This window comes from Enterobacter sp. FW301-JW81, assembly GCF_058788735.1.
On record NZ_JBYTBA010000001.1, the window covers coordinates 1230566 to 1245026 of the forward strand.

Annotated in this window: 14 protein-coding genes; 6 read left to right on the top strand and 8 right to left on the bottom strand. The window is 54.8% G+C overall.

Features of this window, described 5'->3' with window-relative positions:
- Positions 1 to 19: 19 nt before the first annotated feature.
- Positions 20 to 1108 carry a 4-oxalomesaconate tautomerase gene (locus AC3WOK_RS05845; protein WP_447855735.1) on the bottom strand — a complete coding sequence of 363 codons (1089 nt, stop codon included), beginning with the start codon at positions 1106 to 1108 and terminating at the stop codon, positions 20 to 22.
- 153 nt (positions 1109 to 1261) lie between these two features.
- On the opposite strand from AC3WOK_RS05845, the gene AC3WOK_RS05850 reads away from it, so the two are divergent.
- The 3 genes from AC3WOK_RS05850 (at position 1262) to AC3WOK_RS05860 (ending at position 4030) form a co-directional block, all read left to right on the top strand.
- Positions 1262 to 2191 carry a LysR family transcriptional regulator gene (locus AC3WOK_RS05850; protein ID WP_063428397.1) on the top strand — a complete coding sequence of 310 codons (930 nt, stop codon included), beginning with the start codon at positions 1262 to 1264 and terminating at the stop codon, positions 2189 to 2191.
- Positions 2192 to 2301: 110 nt separating this feature from the next.
- Positions 2302 to 3015, top strand: a complete 714-nt coding sequence (locus AC3WOK_RS05855) for an isochorismatase family protein (RefSeq protein ID WP_492354242.1) — start codon at positions 2302 to 2304, stop codon at positions 3013 to 3015.
- Between the two features lie 61 nt (positions 3016 to 3076).
- A complete protein-coding gene (locus AC3WOK_RS05860) occupies positions 3077 to 4030 on the top strand; it encodes a GlxA family transcriptional regulator (protein WP_063428294.1) in 954 nt (317 codons plus the stop codon).
- A 9-nt stretch (positions 4031 to 4039) separates the two neighbouring features.
- Here the strand turns inward: AC3WOK_RS05860 and nhoA are convergent, their stop codons facing one another.
- Positions 4040 to 4876: an N-hydroxyarylamine O-acetyltransferase gene (gene nhoA, locus AC3WOK_RS05865; protein WP_492354149.1), complete on the bottom strand. Its 837-nt coding sequence runs from the start codon at positions 4874 to 4876 to the stop codon at positions 4040 to 4042.
- 106 nt (positions 4877 to 4982) lie between these two features.
- Here nhoA and AC3WOK_RS05870 point away from each other — a divergent pair, with 106 nt between their 5' ends.
- Positions 4983 to 5555 carry a flavin reductase family protein gene (locus tag AC3WOK_RS05870; protein WP_492354150.1) on the top strand — a complete coding sequence of 191 codons (573 nt, stop codon included), beginning with the start codon at positions 4983 to 4985 and terminating at the stop codon, positions 5553 to 5555.
- A gap of 36 nt (positions 5556 to 5591) precedes the next feature.
- On the opposite strand, the gene fusA is transcribed toward AC3WOK_RS05870, so the two are convergent.
- Positions 5592 to 7691, bottom strand: coding sequence for an elongation factor G (gene fusA / locus AC3WOK_RS05875; RefSeq protein ID WP_492354151.1), 2100 nt, complete (start codon positions 7689 to 7691; stop codon positions 5592 to 5594).
- A gap of 161 nt (positions 7692 to 7852) precedes the next feature.
- On the opposite strand from fusA, the gene AC3WOK_RS05880 reads away from it, so the two are divergent.
- Positions 7853 to 8152 (top strand): ArsR/SmtB family transcription factor, encoded by a 300-nt coding sequence (locus tag AC3WOK_RS05880; RefSeq protein ID WP_492354152.1) that lies wholly within the window; start codon positions 7853 to 7855, stop codon positions 8150 to 8152.
- On the opposite strand, the gene AC3WOK_RS05885 is transcribed toward AC3WOK_RS05880, so the two are convergent.
- Complete coding sequence (locus AC3WOK_RS05885; RefSeq protein WP_047348373.1) at positions 8145 to 8786, bottom strand: ECs1377 family protein; 642 nt, start codon at positions 8784 to 8786, stop codon at positions 8145 to 8147. The genes AC3WOK_RS05880 and AC3WOK_RS05885 overlap by 8 nt on opposite strands.
- 121 nt (positions 8787 to 8907) lie before the next feature.
- Positions 8908 to 10236, bottom strand: coding sequence for a 2-hydroxycarboxylate transporter family protein (locus tag AC3WOK_RS05890; protein ID WP_492354153.1), 1329 nt, complete (start codon positions 10234 to 10236; stop codon positions 8908 to 8910).
- A 398-nt stretch (positions 10237 to 10634) separates the two neighbouring features.
- On the opposite strand from AC3WOK_RS05890, the gene AC3WOK_RS05895 reads away from it, so the two are divergent.
- A complete protein-coding gene (locus AC3WOK_RS05895; protein ID WP_492354154.1) occupies positions 10635 to 12320 on the top strand; it encodes an NAD-dependent malic enzyme in 1686 nt (561 codons plus the stop codon).
- 44 nt (positions 12321 to 12364) lie between these two features.
- On the opposite strand, the gene AC3WOK_RS05900 is transcribed toward AC3WOK_RS05895, so the two are convergent.
- The 3 genes from AC3WOK_RS05900 to AC3WOK_RS05910 all read right to left on the bottom strand — a co-directional run bounded on the left by AC3WOK_RS05900 (position 12365) and on the right by AC3WOK_RS05910 (position 14447).
- Positions 12365 to 13366, bottom strand: a complete 1002-nt coding sequence (locus tag AC3WOK_RS05900) for a Kdo(2)-lipid IV(A) acyltransferase (protein WP_063956514.1) — start codon at positions 13364 to 13366, stop codon at positions 12365 to 12367.
- 195 nt (positions 13367 to 13561) lie between these two features.
- Complete coding sequence (gene pptA, locus AC3WOK_RS05905; RefSeq protein ID WP_063956516.1) at positions 13562 to 13792, bottom strand: tautomerase PptA; 231 nt, start codon at positions 13790 to 13792, stop codon at positions 13562 to 13564.
- Positions 13793 to 13829: 37 nt separating this feature from the next.
- Entirely contained in the window at positions 13830 to 14447 is a 618-nt protein-coding gene (locus AC3WOK_RS05910) for a glutathione S-transferase family protein (RefSeq protein WP_492354155.1), read from the bottom strand.
- Between the last annotated feature and the right edge of the window lie 14 nt (positions 14448 to 14461).

The following is a 14461-nucleotide window of genomic DNA, read 5'->3' on the forward strand; positions in this document are numbered from 1 at the left end:
TTCTTAGTTTGGCTTTTACTTAATCAACTTCAGAGAGCATTTTTTCAGGCACGCAGACGACACCTTCAAATAGCTTACGGGAGGTACGAATTACCGCGGCTCGGGTATTTTCAATATTGTTCCCGTCCCTCAACAATGACACGGATATTTTTCCACTTGGGTGTTCAATATCAATAATATTGGTAAAGCGCTCTTTTGGGCGATCGGCGACAATTTTAGCGGCGACGGAGCCTTCTATAAGCGTCGCGGTCGAAATACCAATCGAGCCGGTAATGGCCAGTGATTTATGGCAGGTGTGTGGCATGAAATACCGCACCTGAAGCGTTCCGCCGTTGCGCGCCCGGCTGAGGAGAACCGGTTTAGGGATCACTTTGTTTGACACATCCCCTAAGCCCATCGCCTCGCCCGCCTGACGGCGCAGGCTCTCCAGCCTTGCTTTAAACGCCGTATCGGCATCCAGTTCCGCGGGTGACTCTCCTCCTGTTTTCCCCAGGGCCGATGCCTCAATCAATACCATCGGCATTGCCATATCAATGCAGGTAACGTCAATCCCGTCGAATACGTTTGTGACGCTGTCAGTCGGGAGTAATTTTCCTGTTTTGGAACCCGCTGAATTCAGGAAGGTTAAGCCAACGGGTGCGGCCGTACCCGGAACACCGTCAATCTGGGTATCGCCTTCATAGGTGACCCGATAATCAGGCGTTTGCACTTCCGCATCAACCAGCGTTCCGGTATTAAGATTACGGATCCGCACCGTTGTCACCGGGCTTTGCGCCTTCACCAGCCCTTTTTCTATCGCAAAGGGTCCCACCGCACAGAGCATATTGCCGCAGTTTGGCGTGGTATCGACGCGACGTTCGTTCACCATCACCTGTGCGAATAAATAATCCACATCTGCATCCGGACTGTCGGAAGGACTGACGATGGCCACCTTACTGGTTTGCGGGCTTCCACCGCCAATGCCGTCAATTTCAAGTTCATGGCCTGCGCCCATCAAGCTGAGTAGCACCGCGTCGCGCTCTTCGGTTTCCTCAGGCAGGTCGCTGGCCAGAATAACGGGGCCTTTTGACGTACCGCCACGCATTAATACGCAAGGGATCTTTAACATGTGTTTTTCTCATTTCGTTTTATCAGGAACGCAATAAGGTTTTCACACTCAAGTTGATAACTCTAATGTCAAAAAAAGCAGAATTAATACGTTTTGCACATTAATAACCACTGCGTTATCGTGGTTAAAGAAAAGCGAGAGCGGGATGCGGATATGCAACATGAATTACAGGGAATACAAGCGTTTGTAAAAATTGCAGAAATCGGATGTTTTACAAAAGCGTCGCAATTTCTTCATATTTCACAACCGGCGTTAACACGCAGAATTCAGAAACTGGAAGAGAGCCTGGGAACCACGCTGTTTGAGCGTTCGACGCGCAGCGTGAAGCTTACGACGGTGGGAAGAGAGTTTTTACCTAAAGCAAGGAATTTAATCGATTTTTATGAAAGCTCAATCCTGAGCATTAAAGAAATGGCGACGCATCAGGCAGGCGTGATTACGGTTTCCTGTATCCCTACCGCGGCCTTCTATTTTCTGCCATCTGTGATACGAGATTATAACAATGACTACCCAAACATCCGGATCCGCATACTTGAGCACAGTGCCAGCGATTGTCTCGAAGCGGTTTTAAATGGCGACGCAGATTTCGGCATAAATATGATAAACATCACACATCCTAATATCGATTTTGCGCCGCTGGTGAATGAACCCTTTGTTCTGGCATGCCGGCGCGACAATGAACTGGCGAAAAAACCGCTGGTCACATGGGACGATCTGGCCGGAATGAAGCTGATTGGGGTAAGACGTTCCAGCGGGAACCGTTCGCTTATCGATCAGGCTTTCGAGAAAATGGCCTGGAAACCGAACTGGTTTTATGAAGTGCGTCATCTGTCAACGTCACTGGGGATGGTGGAAGCGGGTCTCGGCGTGTCTGTGGTTCCAAGTCTGGCGATGCCGACCGATGAACATCACGTCCTTGTCAGTCGCCCGCTGATTGAACCCGTCATACGCCGAACGCTGGGGCTTGTGCAACGCCGGGAAACACCCCTTAGCCCGGCGGCGGAAAAATTCCGCGAGCTGATTTTACATCTGTGGTCTGGCGAAAACAGCAGCCCGTGGATAGGCAAGTTTACTCAGCTGTAGCCGTCTCATATTGGCCCAAAAGTACCCTTATTTGTTCTCCAGGTGACTCCTGCCGTTGGCGACTATGCGAAATAATGACTCCCGAACACAACATAGAGGGAGTTATCGTGATGAAACCATTTTTTCGTACGGCATTGATGATCGGCATGATGAGCGCATTTTCAACTTATGCTATCGCACAGGAGACAACCAGCATGAATAGCAAAACCATTCGCGCGATGACGGGCGCAGCGGCAACCCCATCCTTATCGGCTTCTGAAACCGCGTTAATCGTGGTGGATATTCAAAACGAATATTACGCATCAAAAGATTTTCGTGGTCAGATGGTTATCCCGGATGGTGAAAAGGTACTGAAGAACAGCCAGAAACTGGTCGACTATGCCCATCAAAAAGGGCTGCCAGTTTACTTCGTGCGTCATATAGGGCCGAAGGATAGCCCGATCTTCGCCGAAGGGTCCATCTATGCGCAATTCCATAAATATCTGCAACCTTCTGCGCAAGACACCATTATCACCAAAGCGACCCCAAGCTCTTTTGTTGGCACCGATCTGGATGCGCAATTAAAGAAAAAAGGAATTAAAAAGGTCATCGTAATTGGCCTGATGACGCACATGTGTATTTCGTCAACCGCACGTGACGCTGTACCGCTGGGTTACAGCGTGATTATTCCTGAAGATGCAACGGCAACACGCGATCTGGACGATGGCCAGGGCGGCGTGGTGGATCACAAAACACTGCAACGAGCGGCATTAGCCGGTGTGGCCGATGTATTCGCTGAGGTAATGACCGCCAAAGACGTTATGGCATTGCCGGTCACAAAATAAGACCGGACTTGATCCCTGTCGCCAGCCAGACTTCTATACTGGCTGGCACATGGAGGCTTTTATGACGTTGAAAATTGGTATTGTGGTATTTGATGGGATCATCCCTTTTCACCTTTCGGTGCCGTATGCCGTGTTTGAGAAAGCGCTCACGCCACAAGGCGAGCCCCTTTGTCAGCTGGTCGTTTGCGCCACAACGCCCGGCGTACTGAAGACAAATGCCGGATTTTCGATCGTTGTTGAGCGTGGGCTTGATGCTCTGGCAGGAATGGATATGGTGATCGTCCCAAGCTGGGATTTTCCCGATCGTGACCCAGATTCCGAGCTCTTGCTGGCGCTGAAAAAGGCCCATGCTGCGGGTGCACGCATTGTGGGCTTATGCATGGGTGCGTTTGTGGTTGCCGCCTCGGGGTTACTGGAACATCGCCCTGCGACAACGCACTGGCGATGGGCGGCTGACTTTCAGCGCCTCTATCCCTCCGTGCAAATGGACAAAGATGTGCTTTATATTGATGATGGTGACGTTGTCACATCTGCGGGAACGGCGGCCAGCATTGACTGCTGCCTGCATCTGGTGCGTCAGGCATGGGGAGCAGAAGTGGCAAACAGCGTAGCGCGCTTGCTGGTTGTTCCCCCCCACCGCCAGGGTGGGCAGCGGCAGTATGTAGAGCTGCCGGTTCAGAATACGCGTCGCGGGGACTATTTCACCGATGCGCTGGCGTGGGCAACGGAGAATCTTCAGCTCGCACTCACACTGGACTGCGTGGCGGAAAAGGCCTGCATGAGCCGACGCAGCTTCACCCGCCGTTTTCAGCAAACAACCGGGGAGAGTTTTTCGCGCTGGCTGATTAATCAACGCATTATCGTCGCGCAACGCTATCTCGAAAAAACTGACCAGCCGGTGGATGACATTGCTGAGCGAGTCGGTTTTCCCTCGACAACGTCCTTGCGACGTCACTTTAACAATCTGCTGAATACGTCGCCTTCCCGCTATCGACGCGAATTTCGCGGGCGATAGCGGTCCAGGTTATTTCCCGTGAGTATCAAACCCCGCCATGACCGCCGTCAGTTCTGCCAGTGAAAAACCGTGCTTCGGATCGTCAACGCCCAGCCCAAAGCGTTCCTGCATCAGCTGATACAGCGCCGCAGCGTCGGGAAGATGGATCTGCTCCTCTACATGGCCATTCTGCCAGTGGGTAAAGTTAAAGTTGGTCAGCGTCAGCTTGCCGCCGTCCGGCAGATGGCGGCACATCAGCAGATGATGGCGGAAATGCGACTGCGGCCAGTGCGCCGACCAGAAATTCCCCATCACGTAATCGCTGAAATACTGCGTCGTCAGGTCAAAGTGGTACATCGACTGCCAGTGCTCGTGATGACGGAACTGCAGCACCCAGTCATTCCCCTCGCTCAGCAGACGATAAAGCCCGTGCGGCGTCTCCTGTTCTTCGTTGGCCAGCAGGCGAATCGGCGCCGTCAGCGTCTGGCCGCCAAACCCAACGTCGGCAATCCAGCGCTCGCCGTTCAGCTCCACCAGCAGCAGGCGGTGCGTGCGCGGCGGCATTAGTGGTGGATTAGCCAATACCACGCGCCCAAGCACGCTGCGCACCGTAAACCCGACTTCGCGCAAGACGCGCTCGAACAGGCCGTTTTGCTCAAAGCAGTATCCCCCGCGACGGGCGGTCACCAGTTTGTCGACCAGACACGGGTCTTCAAGATGAATTTCGCGCGGCAGGACGACATCGATATTCTCAAACGGGATCGCGCAGTTGTGATGTAAGTGCAGCGCGCGCAGGGTGTCGATATCCGCAGAAGCCGGTTGCTTCCAGCCGATGCGAGCAAAATAGGCAGTCAGAAAGGGAGACATGCATCAGTTTCCTTTAAAAGTGATGTTTTGTTTATAAACTAATTTTACGCGTTCACTTTGATTTCCGTGCTTTTTCTGCATACTCGATTGTTTACGAGGAGAATCTATGAGCCCCTTTCGCCCTGTTGAATTACGTCATGCCAGCCGCCTGCTGAACCACGGCCCTACCGTGCTGATTACCAGCCGGGATGAAACCCTGGACAGACGCAACGTGATGGCCGCCGCATGGTCAATGCCCGTCGAATTTGAACCGCCGCGTATTGCCATTGTGGTGGATAAAAGCGCCTGGTCGCGCGAGCTGATCGAACGCAGCGGGAAGTTTGGCATCGTCATCCCCGGCGTGGCGGCGGCCAACTGGACTTACGCGGTGGGCAGCGTCAGCGGGCGCGATGAAGACAAATTCAACTGCTACGGGATCCCGGTCGTAAACGGCCCCGAACTCGGCCTGCCGGTCATTGAAGAAAAATGTCTGGCGTGGATGGAGTGTCGATTATTACCCGCCACATCGGCGGCAGAAAAGTACGATACGCTGTTTGGCGAAGTAGTATCGGCGGCGGCAGATGAACGCGCGTTTGTCGCCGGACGCTGGCAGTTTGACGGCGATAAGCTGAATACGCTGCATCACCTTGGGGCCGGGACGTTTGTGGCGAGTGGGAAGATGGTGAAGGCGCCGGATTGAGAAAACCCTCCCCCTATAAGGGAGAGGGTAAACGTACTACTTCGCACGCCGCGCAATAATCTCATCCGCAACATTCCGCGGGGCTTCCGCAAAATGATGGAACTCCATCGTGTACGTCGCGCGTCCCTGGGACATCGAGCGCAAAGTCGTGGCGTAACCAAACATCTCGGCCAGCGGCACATCAGCACGAATAATCTGGCTTCCGTACTGCTCTTCCATCCCCTGCACCATGCCACGGCGGGAGGAGAGATCGCCCATAATGTTACCGGCGTACTCCTCTGGTGTTTCCACCTCCACGTGCATGATTGGCTCAAGGATCGCCGGATCCGCCCTGCGAGCGCCATCTTTAAAGCCGAGGATCGCCGCCATGCGGAACGCCATCTCCGAGGAGTCGACTTCGTGATACGAACCAAACGTCAGCGTCGCTTTGACATCGACAACCGGATACCCCGCCAGAACGCCGCTGTTCATGGCTTCACGCAGCCCTTTCTCAACAGACGGGATATACTCGCGCGGCACCACGCCGCCCTTGGTGGCATCTTCAAACGTAAAGCCGCTGCCGGGGTCGGTCGGCTCAAGGCTCAGCACTACGTGACCGTACTGCCCTTTGCCGCCGGACTGACGGACAAATTTGCCTTCGATATCCTTCACCGCTTTACGCAAGGTTTCGCGGTAGGTTACCTGCGGACGACCAATGTTCGCCTCGACGCCAAACTCACGCTTCATGCGGTCAACGATAATCTCCAGGTGTAACTCACCCATCCCGGAGATAATGGTCTGGCCGGACTCTTCGTCAGTGTGCAGGCGGAAAGACGGATCTTCCGCCGCCAGACGCTGCAGCGCGATCCCCATTTTCTCCTGATCGCCTTTCGTTTTCGGTTCGATCGCCAGCGAGATAACCGGATCCGGGAACTCCATCCGCTCAAGCGTGATCACCGCGTTCGGGTCGGTTAAGGTGTCACCCGTGGTCACATCTTTCAGCCCAACGCAGGCAGCGATATCCCCGGCGCGCAGTTCGTCCACCTCGTGGCGATCGTTGGCTTGCATCAGCACGATACGCCCGATACGCTCTTTCTTCCCTTTCACCGGGTTATACACCGCATCGCCTTTGCGCAACACGCCAGAGTAAACGCGAATAAAGGTCAGTTGCCCAACGTACGGGTCGCTCATCAGCTTAAACGCCAGCGCCGAAAACGGTTCGTCATCGCTGGGGTGACGTTCCGCGTGCTGCCCTTTTTCATCCACGCCGTCAATCGCTGGCACGTCCAGCGGCGACGGCATCAGCTCAATGACCGCATCGAGCATGCGCTGCACGCCCTTGTTTTTGAACGCGCTGCCGCACAGCATCGGCTGGATTTCACCCGAGATGGTGCGAATACGCAGCCCCCTGATGATTTCCGCTTCGTCCAGATCGCCCGTTTCCAGGTATTTATCCATCAGATCGTCGCTGGCTTCCGCCGCCGCAGAGACCATTTTTTCCCGCCATTCCTGAGCGGTTTTCACCAGGTCATCCGGCACGGGCGCATAGGTGAACACCATGCCCTGGGTGGCATCGTCCCACAGAATGGTGCGCATCTTGATGAGATCCACCACGCCGGTGAAATGCTCTTCCGCGCCAACCGGAATCACAATCGGTACCGGATTCGCCTTCAGGCGCTCCTGCATCATCCGCACCACGCGGAAGAAATCGGCGCCCGGACGGTCCATCTTGTTGACGAAGGCCAGACGTGGCACGTGATACTTATTCGCCTGACGCCAGACGGTTTCGGACTGAGGCTGCACGCCGCCCACTGAGTCATACACCATCACGGCTCCGTCGAGAACACGCATGGAGCGTTCCACCTCAATGGTGAAATCCACGTGCCCCGGGGTGTCGATGATATTGATCCGGTGCGGTTCAAACCCTCTGTCCATACCCGGCCAGAAGCAGCTGACGGCCGCGGACGTAATGGTGATCCCGCGCTCTTGCTCCTGCGCCATCCAGTCGGTTGTTGCCGCGCCATCGTGTACTTCACCCAGCTTGTGGCTCATCCCGGTGTAAAACAGGATGCGCTCGGTGGTGGTTGTTTTACCGGCATCGATATGCGCGGAGATACCGATGTTGCGATAACGTTCGAGGGGGATGGGTCGGGGCATGATATTTCCTTAAGTCTCTATGACCTGTGTGTGACGACCGGTATGGTCGTGTATTCGTTCGTTTGCTATAATAGTCCTATTGTACGAGTATTATCGAACTATTTTTTAATGGTTGACCTATTGTTGATATAGCTCAATCTGACACCACACGCAGGAAAACGATGATCCCTAACCATCCCGAAACTGAACAAATACTGCTGGAAAATGTGCTGTTTGCCCTCGGCAACCCGCTCCGGCTGTCGATTATTCGCCGGCTGGCCGACGGCAGCGAACTCAGCTGCAACGCGCTGCGCCCGGAGGATGTAGTGAAATCGACAATGACACACCACTGGCGCGTGTTGCGCGACAGCGGCGTCATCTGGCAGCGTCCGCAGGGACGAGAAAATATGATTTCGTTGCGCAGAGTGGATCTGGATGCCCGTTTTCCCGGGCTGATGAAGATACTGCTGCAGGTTAAATAATTTCAGTCCCTTCCAGGCGATAGACCGGGATCCGCCGGGTGGTTTTGGTGAGCGTATCAAACACCTCGGCGTCGGACGTCACGATCCTCATCCCTGTCTTGCGTAATCTTTGCACATCGGCCGCGATACGCTGGATGCCAAACCAGAAAAGCCCGTCGAGTGCCGTCACCGACAGTCCGTTTTCCAGCGCCAGTTTGAGGCGTTCCTTCGGGGCTTTAACCTGCTGGGCAATTTGCCGGTAAGGCACTTCACTGCATCCTGTCGCGTCACTGCGCTGGATACGCGTTTTAAGTTGATAGGTAAATTCGTCAGGTATTCCGTCGAGATCCCTTTTGAGGCTATAGACGCAGCCAAAGCGCTTGCCGTTGAACAGAACATTTTTCTGACTGAGCTGAAGCTCTTTTCTGACAACGTCTATCAGCTGGGGTGCACGGGTAAGGAGTAGCCTGAAGGGCAGCTCGAAGCTGGTGACGTAATCCACATTAAGCAACGCGAGACGCAGCCGCTCCTCTGCACCGGACTGTTGCTCACGACACTCCTCCATCACCTCTGCCCACTGGCGCGTCAGGCGCTCCGGCTCGGCGGCTTCGGTAAGGAGATATTTTTCAATCTGATAATCAACTCTTCCGGTCATCGTGTGGTATCCCGTCGCTGTGGATGCGGTAATTCTATACAGCGCGGTGATATTTATAAAGGACTGAACCGCAGCGGCATTCTGAAAATGTCGTTGCGATTCAGCATCCTGACGTTTCAGATCAGTGCGCCATAATCCATCCCATCAGCAGCGTGGCGAAAATCACCGTCGACGCGCCGCCGATGCGGGTGGCAATCTGCGCAAACGGCATGAGCGACATCCGGTTAGAGGCCGATAAAATAGCCACGTCCCCCGTTCCGCCCAGACCGCTGTGGCAGCAGGTCACAATGGCCGCTTCCACGGGATACATATTCAGATGCGACGCAATAAAGTAGCCGCTCAGCGCCATCGCAATCACGACCGAGCCGCATACCACCACGTATCCCACCGAGAAGACCGACACCACGCTCTCAAGCGGAACGTATAACATCCCGAGGCCGATCATCAGCGGCCAGACAAGCGCGGCCGAGACGAATTTATAGCAGCTGTGCGCCCCCTGCTCCATGGAGGCCGGGATTACCCTGAAGTACTTACACAGGACGGCAATCAGGATCATCAGCACCGGGCCGGGAATGTGGACCAGTTTTTCAAACAATCCACCGACGATGAAAAACGCGCACACCATCAGCAACCCGCCGCCCATCAGATGAAAATCCGTCTGTTGAGCACTTTGCGCCCCGGTAAACAGACTGGCGTCCTCTTTGCTTCGGGTCAGCATGCCGTTACCCGTAAGCGCGGGACGTTTTGCCCCGAGACGCGCCAGCGAGCCTGCACAAATAATGGCGAAGATGTTCCCAACGACCGCAGCGGGTGCCAGCTGCGCAACGTAGACGTCCGGCGTGTGTCCCAGTATTGCCGAATAGGCCAGGGACAGGGGCAAAATCCCCTCGCCAATCCCGCCGCCAATAATCGGAACGATGATAAAGAAGAACGTGTGGTAAGGCGTATAGCCAAACAGCGATCCTACAATGATCCCGCTCAGCACGGCCATGAATGTCCCTGCCACCAGCGGAACAAACATGCGCATCATCCCCTGGATCAGCAGTACCCGGTTCATCCCCAGAATGCTGCCGACCACCAGGCAGGCGATGACGAAATAGAGCAGATTCGCCTCTTTCATCAGCAGATGCACCGTATCAAGGGTCTGTTGGCCGAATGCGCCAAAGTAGACCAGCACGGAGGGCACCATCAGGCACAGGATCGCCGGGCCGCCGATGTCTTTCAGCAGGGGGATTTGACGCCCTACTTTGGCAAACGCGAAGCCGAGGGTCATGATGACCGCGAGTCCGCCAATCATATTTTTCGGCAGTAGCCCTGCCCAGGCGGATGTCGCCACAATGGCGGCAATCCCGACAAACAGCATCAGTGGGACAGCGCCAACCTCGGTATTGAGCCCAAAGGCGAAACGCGAGGTCGGCAGCGCAGAAGTCGGTACAGGATTATCTTTCATATAATCACCTGAAAATTGTGTTCGGATATACAGATAAAGGAATAGGCTGGAAACTATTCCTGATAAAATAAATACTTTTAAATATAAATAATGAATTATGCGGCCTTTTCTAAAATCAGGCTCAGGGTGAAATTAACATGCGCCCCCGAAGAGAAATGTGAACACAACAACGCTTTCCTTTTAAATAATTTAATTCATCATTATGTAACTAAAGTTATTCGTGGCGATCAATGCATTCCTTTTTGAAATTAATAAAACCAGAAAGAATGTGAACTTTATCACTCCTGCTCCGCTAGCCAGGCGCTAAATTACCCCCCAATCAATCACACAAATACCGTGTCTTTAAAACCATTAAAGCCGCTGTTTTTACTCGCCTTTTAAATAGTCAGGAGTTAACCATGTCTCGCAAAGAAGTGCTGTATACGCCCTATAACGGAGCCGTACTGCTGGAGAACCCGTTATTAAATAAAGGGCTCGCTTTCATTAAAGAAGAGCGGGATAATTTTAACCTGCATGGGCTATTGCCGCACAACGTTGAAACCATTGAAGAACAAACCGAACGTGCCTGGGTGCAGTTCTGCCATTTTAAAAGTGATATTTCCCGTCATGTTTATCTGCGCAATATTCAGGATACTAATGAAACCCTCTTTTATAATCTCCTGCGTTTGCATCTGAAAGAGACGCTGCCAATTATCTATACCCCGACCGTGGGTGAAGCCTGCGAGCATTTCTCGACGATTTATCGCCGCGCGCGCGGGTTATTTATTTCATGGCCTAACCGCCATCGCATTGATGAGATGCTGCAAAGCTTCTCGCGCAACGACATCCGCGTAATTGTAGTGACGGACGGGGAGCGTATTTTAGGGCTTGGCGATCAGGGTATCGGCGGAATGGGCATCCCGATTGGCAAGCTGTCGCTGTATACCGCCTGCGGGGGGATCCATCCGGCCTCTACCCTCCCGATCATGCTGGACGTCGGCACCAACAATCAGCAGCATCTGGACGACCCGATGTACATGGGCTGGCGTCATCCACGCATTAGCGACGATCAATACGCCGAGTTTATGGATATGTTTGTCAGCACCGTCAAGGCGCGCTGGCCCAACGTTCTTCTGCAATTTGAAGACTTTGCCCAGAAAAACGCCACCAGACTGCTCCAGCGCTACCGCGACCAGCTGTGCTGCTTTAATGATGACATTCAGGGAACGGCAGCCGTTACCGCAGGTACGCTGATTGCGGCGGCCCACGCCGCGGGCACGCGCATTCGCGACCAGCGCGTGGTCTTCCTGGGCAGCGGTTCCGCCGGATGCGGGATAGCAGAAAAAATTGTGGCGCTAATGGTGGATGACGGCCTGACCGAGTCCGAAGCCCGCAGCCGGATCTTCATGGTCGATCGCTTCGGCCTGCTGACCGACGACATGACCAACCTGCTCGATTTCCAGAAAAACCTGCTCAGCGCGCGCGACGCCATTAGCCGCTGGCAGGTAGAGACGAAGAATATTTCCCTGCTGGACGTAGTGAAGAACGCACACCCAACGGTGATGATTGGCGTTTCGGGCCAGCCGGGGCTGTTTAGCGAAGAGATTGTCAAAGAGATGCATCGCCACTGCCCGCGCCCGATTATCATGCCGCTTTCGAACCCGACGTCACGGGCAGAAGCTCAGCCGCAGGATCTTATCGCCTGGACTCAGGGCGCCGCGCTGGTGGCTACCGGCAGCCCGTTTGCCCCGGTCTTCTGGCAGGACACGCAGTACGACATCGACCAGTGTAACAACGCCTATATTTTCCCGGGGCTGGGATTAGGGGTTCTGGCCAGCAACGCGCGCCGGGTAACCGAAGAGATGCTGATGGCAGCAAGCCGCAGCCTGGCGGCGCAGTCTCCGCTGGTCACCGCGGAAAAAGGGGGATTGCTGCCGCCGGTTGACTGTATTGAAGCGGTGTCACGCCAGATAGCCGTCGCCGTGGCACGGGCCGCAATTGCCCAGGGCATTGCCCCGGCGATAGATGATGAGACGTTGATGGCGCGCATCGAGAAGACATGGTGGCAGGCGGACTATGCGCCTTACCGCCGCTCCGCGCTGTAGGATCGGTCATGCCCTCACCGCGCGGTGAGGGCCCTGGTGCTGTTTTAATGTTGTACGCCCGAGCGGTCAGAAAAATCGTCGACGGACAGAATATCAGCCCGCGGTGCCGCCGTTTTGCGGCGGGCATACCGGTCAGGCTGGCCTTCAGGACGCGTTTTGAAGCGACGGTGCAGCCACATATACTGCTCTGGTGCCATCCGTACCGCGCGCTCAATTGCCCTGTTCATCTGCGTCGCAACGGATTCTTTATCTCCCCCCTGCAGCGCTTCACCGATATCCTCCAGAATAATCAGTTCGTAACCTGAGCCGTCCGCCCTGCGCCGCGGCACGAAGGGGATGACGGCAGGCCGCGCGCTTTTGACCAGCATATAGCTGCCTGCCGTCGTGGCGGCATCCGGCACCGCAAAAAACGGCACGAAGACGCTATTGGTTTTGCCATAGTCGTGATCCGGGGCGTACCACAAAATTTCATTCTGCTTCAGCGAGCGGATCATGCCTTTTAAATCATGGCGGTCGAGCATGGTTTTATTGGAACGCAGGCGCCCGCGCGTCTGCAGCCAGTCCAGCAGCGCGTTATTGTTAGGACGATACACCCCAATGCCGGGGTTAAGCATGCCAAAGATCCGCGCGCCCAGCTCAAGGGTGAGGAAATGCATGCCCACGAGCACCACGCCATTGCCTTTCGCCCGCGCCTTTTCCATGTGCTCATAGCCCACCACGGTATAGCATTTCTGCACCCGCCACGCTGGCCAGAACCATGCCATCCCGGTTTCGATCACCCCCATGCCTACCGATTCAAAATTACGCTGCAGCAACGTCTCGCGTTCATTCTCATTCATCTCAGGAAAGCAAAGCTCAAGGTTGCGGCGGGCAATCTCGACGCGCCGGGGGAGCAGGCGCATCGCCAGCCGCCCCAGGCCGTGACCGATTCGAAACAACAGCGGATAAGGCAGCAGCATGATGAGCCACAGCGCGGCAATGCCGGCCCAGCTGAGCCAGTAGCGGGGGTGAAGAAAGGCGAGGGAAAACCGCGGTAATTTTGTCATCAGAAAATTATCCTTTAACGTGTCTGTCCTTAACTGATTCTGTTGAAGATCTTTCCTAAGGATTTATGAAATGTCAGTCAGAAACGTAAAGTGTAGCGGAAAAGACAAAACGCATTTTTATCGATTTTTGCGAAAAGCGGGATGACAGGCGGGGAAAGCCGGGGAAGAACGGATCCGCTCCCCGGCATAAAGATCCTACATTGAGTAGCCGGGCTTCTTAATCAGCTCGTCCAGCTTCGGTCCTATTTCGGTATCCCAGACCTGCGCTTTCCAGTCCTCCTGATTCACCTGGTTCAACGCCACCGACACGGAACTGTCTTTGCTGTTGAAATGGCGAATAATCACCTCGGCAATATCCGCCGCCAGGGCGTTTTTTTGTTCGTCGTTCAAATCACGGGGAAAACATTTGATATCTACGTGTGGCATATGCAGGCTTCCAGTTGTGAGTCAGGACTCCACGTTATCAGATAATATCGTTGGCCTTTAACACCTTGTGCAGTTCCGGCAGCTGGCATACGGTATCCGCGACGGCCGTTAGTTTCGGCGTATTGGCCGCAAACCAGGCGTGTCGGGGCCCCCAGGTGCGCGCCACCGCGATATACACGTCCAGCAGCGTCAGCCGTTCACCCAGCGCAAACGGGTCCGCGCTGAGCTGTTCTTCGAACCACAAATAGAGGGATTTCCGGTACTCGATGCAGTTTTTCTGCAGCTGCTCCGGCGCGTCCGGCGCCCAGCGTTCGGGATAGTCGGCATACGTAAACGTGGGATAGACGTTCGCCACAAACCAGATGAGCAAACGCTGAAACTGCTGGCGTTCAGCCTGACCTACGGGCGGGGCGAGATCGGGACACCTGTCGAGCACCATCAGGGCAATCGCCGCCGTTTCGGTCATGATGGCGCCATTTTCCAGCTCCAGCGTCGGCACCTGGCACAGCGGGTTCAGCTTGTGCAGCAGCTCACGCTGCGGACCGGGCTGATCAAACCCGTCCACGTTGATAAATTGATAAGGGATATCAGCCAGGGTTAGCATTACTTCACTGATTGCCGAGCCCCAGCCGGGTACGCCATAGAGTTTAATCATGTTGCCCCCTGAGG